General features: G+C 53.7%; 4 protein-coding genes and 1 pseudogene. All 5 read right to left on the bottom strand.

The window, feature by feature from the left end; translation table 11 throughout:
• The coding region (locus tag HT737_RS15545; RefSeq protein ID WP_182403171.1) for an ATP-binding protein at positions 1–1214 on the bottom strand (1214 nt) is incomplete at its 3' end.
• Positions 1211–3379: a Mu transposase C-terminal domain-containing protein gene (locus HT737_RS15550; RefSeq protein WP_042556884.1), complete on the bottom strand. Its 2169-nt coding sequence runs from the start codon at positions 3377–3379 to the stop codon at positions 1211–1213. The genes HT737_RS15545 and HT737_RS15550, both read right to left, overlap by 4 nt.
• Positions 3376–4230, bottom strand: coding sequence for a TnsA endonuclease N-terminal domain-containing protein (locus HT737_RS15555; RefSeq protein WP_042556885.1), 855 nt, complete (start codon positions 4228–4230; stop codon positions 3376–3378). The genes HT737_RS15550 and HT737_RS15555 overlap by 4 nt, the downstream gene beginning before the upstream one ends.
• A 281-nt stretch (positions 4231–4511) precedes the next feature.
• Positions 4512–6344, bottom strand: coding sequence for a glutamine--fructose-6-phosphate transaminase (isomerizing) (gene glmS, locus HT737_RS15560; protein WP_182403173.1), 1833 nt, complete (start codon positions 6342–6344; stop codon positions 4512–4514).
• A gap of 2 nt (positions 6345–6346) precedes the next feature.
• Positions 6347–6485, bottom strand: a pseudogene (locus HT737_RS15565) (XRE family transcriptional regulator); the annotation flags it as partial.

A 6485-nucleotide genomic window follows, 5' to 3' on the forward strand; every position in this document is an offset into this window, starting at 1 on the left:
ATCATTTCGCTCAGTTGATCCTCAATCGGCAGCAAATCGTCGAACTGCCGCATCCGCTTCGGATCTCGGCTACGCAGAGCTGAAAGGGCTGGCTTTAGAATCTGCATTTTTGAGTTGCTTACCTTCACCAGGACCTCGGCAGTCAAACACTCCGAGCCACTCTGGACCGCATAACGCTGACTCAATACCAGCAGCTTGACCAGGAAATCTGTGACGCCTTGAGTGTGCTCATACAGCGTGTCGAAAATCTCGTCAGTCAGCTCAGCAGTCTGCTTGCACCACTGATAGCTCCAGAGATTTTCGACTAACAACCGCCACTCCTCATCCTCTTTTTCGAATCGTTTGAATTCCAGCGTACCGGCACCACAGACTCGGCGGGCAGTCCGCATGGCTTCTGAGAACAGGCTAATCGTAGAGTTCGTGCCACTGAAAACGACCGGGATACCAATGTTGTTAACCAAGTGCAGAAAGAAATTCAGCATGCTCTCCTTACCACCGGTTTTCGCCAGGTGGAGGTTTTGCAGCTCGTCGATTAACAAGGCGCCGATGAAAAACGTGCTGGCCACCTGCTCCATCTGTTGCAGCGCATCATTGATATTTCGATGCCTGTAGCGCTTGTGATAGTCCTTGTCTCCTAGAGCGTCACCAACCGCATAAAAAAACTGCTGGCAAAATCCAGCCAGCGATCCATCCCGAGGGCAGTCAAGCTTCAGCCAAGTGATTTGGGTATGAACAAACTGCTTTCCCTCATAGCGCTCATGACGGATTGTCTGTGGATAAAGGCTCAAAATGGCGTGGAGTGCCGTCGACTTGCCAATACCGCTCAGGCCGACGACGGTAAACGTTTCAGCAGTGGACTTGAACGCATCGTGGTAACGCTGAGCCCCCGATAAAGAATGCAAATGCCGGACGGTAGCGGGCGACATCGGGTTACGCCCAACATACCCTCGACGGATGAGCAGTGAAAACAGGGCCTCCAGTTCCAGGTGTAACAAAAACGGCTGTACCACGGTTCTTAATCGGTCGATACAGTGAATTCGAGTGGATCCTTCGAGGGTCAGCTCTTTCGGATCCACCGGCTGAGGAAAATTCGAGATCAGCTCAATAGCCGCCGCCTCCGACAATATAGGAGGCAAAGCTTCGATAAGCGGATTGCCCGCATACTCACTTATGTCCTGTTTGACGTAATTGGCAAACGTCTGCGCACCTTTCATTTTGCCTGTCCTGGCCGAATTCTTTTGAGCAAATCGATAACTTGCGCAGTGCGCTCGCCGGCATATGAGTCATGCGCTTTCGGTGTCGATTCAGATTGAAGTGAAGCTGGCTCCGCCCTGACGCCTTCAGGAACAGCCGCATTTTCACGCTCACGGAGACGTTCTTCTGCGCGGTTCTCGCGGATGTTTCCAGTGGCCTCCGCCTTGGTGGGCGGAGCAGGTTCCAATTTTCGTTCTGCGAGCGCATGGCTGATGATCTGGTGGACCTGATCGCTAAGCTGCACACGGCTTTCCAGCTCGGCTCGCCGGTGAGTAGGCGGTTTTTGGCGATAGGCTTCGAGCAGATCAAAAATCTCGTCCGAGCGGTAATTCGCGTAACCGGCATCCGATCGTCGAAGATCACAGCGGATAAACTGCTTGGCCTCTCCCTGGATCCAGATGTGCGCCGCAGAGTTCGGATCGAACCAACACTCTATTGACCAAACGCCCCCTTTGCGAGCCTTGGCAAACCAATCTTTCTCTATGGCCATATCACAAACGTAGTGCATGCCGCGAAACATCACGCCGCCCTTTTGAACGGTCGCGCGCTCGCGCGGCAAGAGATGGAGGTAAACCAGCTCGTCGGGACGTTTGTTGGATTCGATCAGGTCGTTTTCGCAGGCCCAATTCCATATCCCGTTGGGCGTAGGTTCAACACCGTCATTCATCATCGCCTGAGTCAGTCGGTCAGGCTGTCGATGGTGCCGGTTATAGTGGAGCACGCAATTGATGAGGATCTGGGTGAACTCTTTGAGGTTTAGCGTGGCATCGAGCCGGTAATCTCGCTCGCCTCGCTCTTTGTCTCGCGCAGCTACCCCGCCAGGTAGCCATCTGATACCCGTCAAATCATTCAAAATGCCAAACCGACTTTCTACCATAGGCTTCCAATCAGGCCGATAAGGCGGAGCCGTGCCCATCTCAATTCCCAAGCCTGACGATAGCCCCTCTGCTGCCAGTGACAACATCTCTCCCCTGTCGGCGTAAATCTGGTGGGGCAGGTGGTGACAATTCCAATCATCTGAATTGATTTCAACGCCGTTCTGAGCGCAGAACTCGACTTTGGGGGTAAACGCGTTGAACAGCGCTTGCCTCGCCCCGTTCCAACTGGGACCTTCCAATCCTACATAGAGGCCAACAATCATTCCGGAGAAACTATCCACAACGATATAAACTACGGGCCGGCCAATAAGCATCCGTCTAGAGTAGCTATTGACCAAATAAATATCGGCAATAGTTGCGTCGATTTCAAACTGATGACACGGTCCACGCAGCCAATCGCGAACGGTACCTGAAAGCGGACGGCAGTCCTTTAACCACTTCCTCAACCCTTTACGGCCACGCTCGGTTTCAATTTCGTCGAAAAAAATCTGTCCCCAATATCTGAATTGCCTCAGGCTGGGCAGCTCTAAGCTAGGTAGCAAACGAAGCTCTTCTTCACTGTTTTTAGAGATGTCTCGAACCGAGTAGAATCTTCTCAACATTTCGTCATATGCGCTCGAAATAGAAGATTTCTTATCTTTTACATAAAGGGCATATCCAACTCGTATGCATCGTTTATCAACCGCACTGAGCATCTTGGAAGGCGCAGTGAGAACGCCTTGAAACGTAGGTTTTCGCCCTGGAGGCCTACTCGGATCATATTTTCTATCGGCAACTCCTACCGCCGAGTAATTATTAAGTAATGAGTTTCGAACTTGACCATAAAACCAATATCGGTAAAGAAGCCGATAGATCGTTTTTCGCTGAATTCCGAGCTCTGACGCCCGTTTGGTAACAAGCCGGCCTAACTCTCCCCGTACAAATATTTGTCCTGGATATTCAGGATCTAGCAGCGGGGCTATGACCGCCCACTTTTCGTCCCGGCCTTGCTTGGCTCTCTCATCCAGCTGGTCCTCAAGCACAAGCATAAACTCGGGTGTGGTAATGGCTGCTGGTTTCGTGTGACCAGACGCTAACGAACGACGCAACTCTTCGAGACCAATGGCGTAGGGCTGCCGGGGTGGGTCTGCTAGATCTATCACCACAGCCAAGTCATGCGTTTCATCTTGGTAAATGAGCCTAGCTATCGTAGCGATGACCGACAGATCGGTAACAGGCTCAAAAACCTCATTAACGAGGACAGTCATGACATTTTCTCCTTCAACGATCCTTGGACAGGGATCTGGAAAACTTCGAATTCAGGAACTAGACTAGTAAGGTGGAGAGGAGTGTTAATCAAATCTATTTTCAGTACCTTGTTCCAAACCAGATGGAAGAAAATTGCCTGAGCGTCTAGATAAGAGATGGACAGAAGGGACGCTATTTTTCTTAGACAGGTGGCCAAAGTCCACGAATATTCCCGGCTGTTTGCTAGGCACTCGATAAAACTCGAATGCAAAGGGACTTTCATTAAATCGCGAGGGAGCTTCGAGTATTTTCTGATTAGTCCAAGATTTTTTATCAAATCTCGTGTAAAAAATTCATCTGTGACGATTTTCCAATCAACACCTTGGCTTTGCCAAAAGCGCTTTTCAATCTCAAGTTTTTCAAGCGTGCGGTTACTTCCTTTGCCAACTAGGTCGGATCGATACTTCACCGTTCTAGCTACCGACTTAAAGTTTCCGCTCAAGTCCTTAACGGTTAGCAGGAAATCTGTTGTCATTACATAGGGCAGTGTCGTTCTAGGGTATCTGGGATAACGTACATCTATTGCCGACGCTATCGCTTGCGCGCGCTCTGTGGGTAGTAACGGATATTGCTCACGGATATCCACGACGTCTTCAGAAAATTCACACACAAGGAAGTACGAACGCTCGAGATCTGACAGTAGGTGATGAATCCTCTCGATCTTCACACCTTGGATTTTGTGCGAACGACCTATCGACGGGACATCTTGTACCCGCAGCCAAGGCACGTAGCTTGCCCCGGCGCCTTCGCCAAATCCATTTGCAATGTGCCGTTCAATGTCCTGCTGTGATGCAAACTTACGACCTCGCAACCCACGCCTCCTCAGTCGATGCGGACCGCTTCACCTCACGCCGAGAAAAGTCGTAGAAGAACACGACCGCCGTAGCGGCCATATTCAAAGCATTTTCTAGACTACACCCGCAGAGAGTTGAAGCGATGAATCCAGACCAAAGGGAAAGCCTGGAAAGGAAAAACCCCCGTAGATACGGGGGTTTGAGCCTTGTGTCAATCTATGTTCATGAGTGTCAAACTTTATTGTTTTGTGTCAATCTTTATTGTTCAAAGCCAGGGTCAATGTCAGCTGTGGATAACTTATTCCACCGTCACCGACTTCGCCAGGTTGCGCGGCTGATCGACGTCGGTGCCCTTGAGCACGGCGACGTAGTACGACAGCAGTTGCAGCGGGACGGTGTACAAGATCGGCGAAAGGATGTCGTGGATGTGCGGCATCTGCACCACGTGGGTGCCTTCGCCATTGGTCATCCCGGCTTTCTCGTCGGCGAACACGATCAGTTCACCACCACGGGCGCGGACTTCCTGCAGGTTGGACTTGAGCTTCTCCAGCAGTTCGTTATTCGGCGCCACGGTGACCACCGGCATGTCGTTATCCACAAGCGCCAACGGGCCGTGCTTCAGCTCACCGGCCGGGTAGGCTTCGGCGTGGATGTAAGAGATTTCCTTGAGCTTCAGGGCGCCTTCCATTGCCACCGGGAATTGCGCGCCACGACCGAGGAACAGGGTGTGGTTCTTCTCGGCAAACAGTTCGGCGATTTTTTCCACCGTGCTGTCCATGGCCAGCGCTTCGCCCAGACGGGTCGGCAGGCGACGCAACTCTTCCACCAGCGTGGCCTCGACGTCTTTACCCAGCGTGCCGCGTACCTGACCCAGCGAAAGGGTCAGCAGCAACAGGCCGACCAGTTGCGTGGTGAACGCCTTGGTCGAAGCCACACCGATTTCGCGACCGGCCTGGGTCAGCAAAGTCAGGTCGGACTCACGCACCAGCGAACTGATGCCCACATTGCAGATTGCCAGGCTGGCGAGGAAGCCCAGCTCTTTGGCGTTGCGCAGCGCGGCCAGGGTGTCGGCAGTTTCGCCGGACTGCGAGATGGTGACGAACAGGGTGTCCGGCTGCACCACCACCTTGCGGTAGCGGAATTCGCTGGCGACTTCGACCTGGCACGGGATACCCGCCAACTCTTCGAGCCAGTAACGCGCAACCATGCCGGCGTGGTAACTGGTACCGCAGGCGACGATCTGCACATTGCGCACTTTGGCGAACAATTCGGCAGCCTGTGGACCGAAGGCCTGCACCAGCACTTGATTGTTGCTCAGGCGACCTTCGAGGGTGCGCTGAACCACGGACGGTTGCTCGTGGATTTCCTTGAGCATGTAATGACGGAATTCGCCCTTGTCGGCGGCTTCGGCGCCATCGCTGTACTGCACGGTCTGGCGCTCGACGGCGTTGCCGTTGACGTCCCAGATCTGCACGGTATCGCGGCGAATTTCGGCGATATCGCCTTCTTCCAGGTACATGAAGCGGTCAGTGACCTGGCGCAGGGCCAACTGGTCGGACGCGAGGAAGTTCTCACCCAGGCCCAGACCGATCACCAACGGACTGCCACTGCGTGCGGCAACCAGTCGATCCGGCTGCTGTGCGTTGATCACGGCCAGACCGTAAGCGCCGTGCAGCTCTTTGACGGTGGCTTTCAGCGCAACGGTCAAGTCAGGTTGATCCTTGAGTTTGTGGCTCAGCAAGTGCGCGATGACTTCGGTATCGGTGTCCGAAGTGAACACGTAACCCAGCGCCTTGAGTTGCTCACGCAGGGCTTCGTGATTCTCGATAATGCCGTTGTGCACCACGGCGATATCGCCGGAAAAATGCGGGTGCGCGTTACGTTCGCAAGGGGCACCGTGGGTGGCCCAACGGGTGTGGGCGATACCGAGACGGCCGGCCAGCGGCTGTTCGGCCAGCGCGGTTTCCAGTTCGCTGACCTTGCCCGGACGACGCATGCGCTCGAGCTTTGCGTCGTTGGTGAAAACCGCTACACCGGCGCTGTCATAGCCGCGGTATTCAAGGCGCTTGAGGCCTTCGAGCAGGATGGCGGTGATATTACGTTCAGCAACTGCGCCGACAATTCCACACATGCTTATTTCTCCTGACTGACAGCCGCGCAAATCACGGTGATACCGCGGGCCTGAATCTGATCGCGGGCCTCTTGTGGCAGGCGATCATCGGTAATGAGGGTATGGACGCTGCTCCACGGCAGCTCCAGGTTGGGGATCTTG

It is taken from the genome of Pseudomonas sp. MD195_PC81_125 (assembly GCF_014060985.1).
Taxonomy (GTDB): domain Bacteria; phylum Pseudomonadota; class Gammaproteobacteria; order Pseudomonadales; family Pseudomonadaceae; genus Aquipseudomonas; species Aquipseudomonas parakoreensis.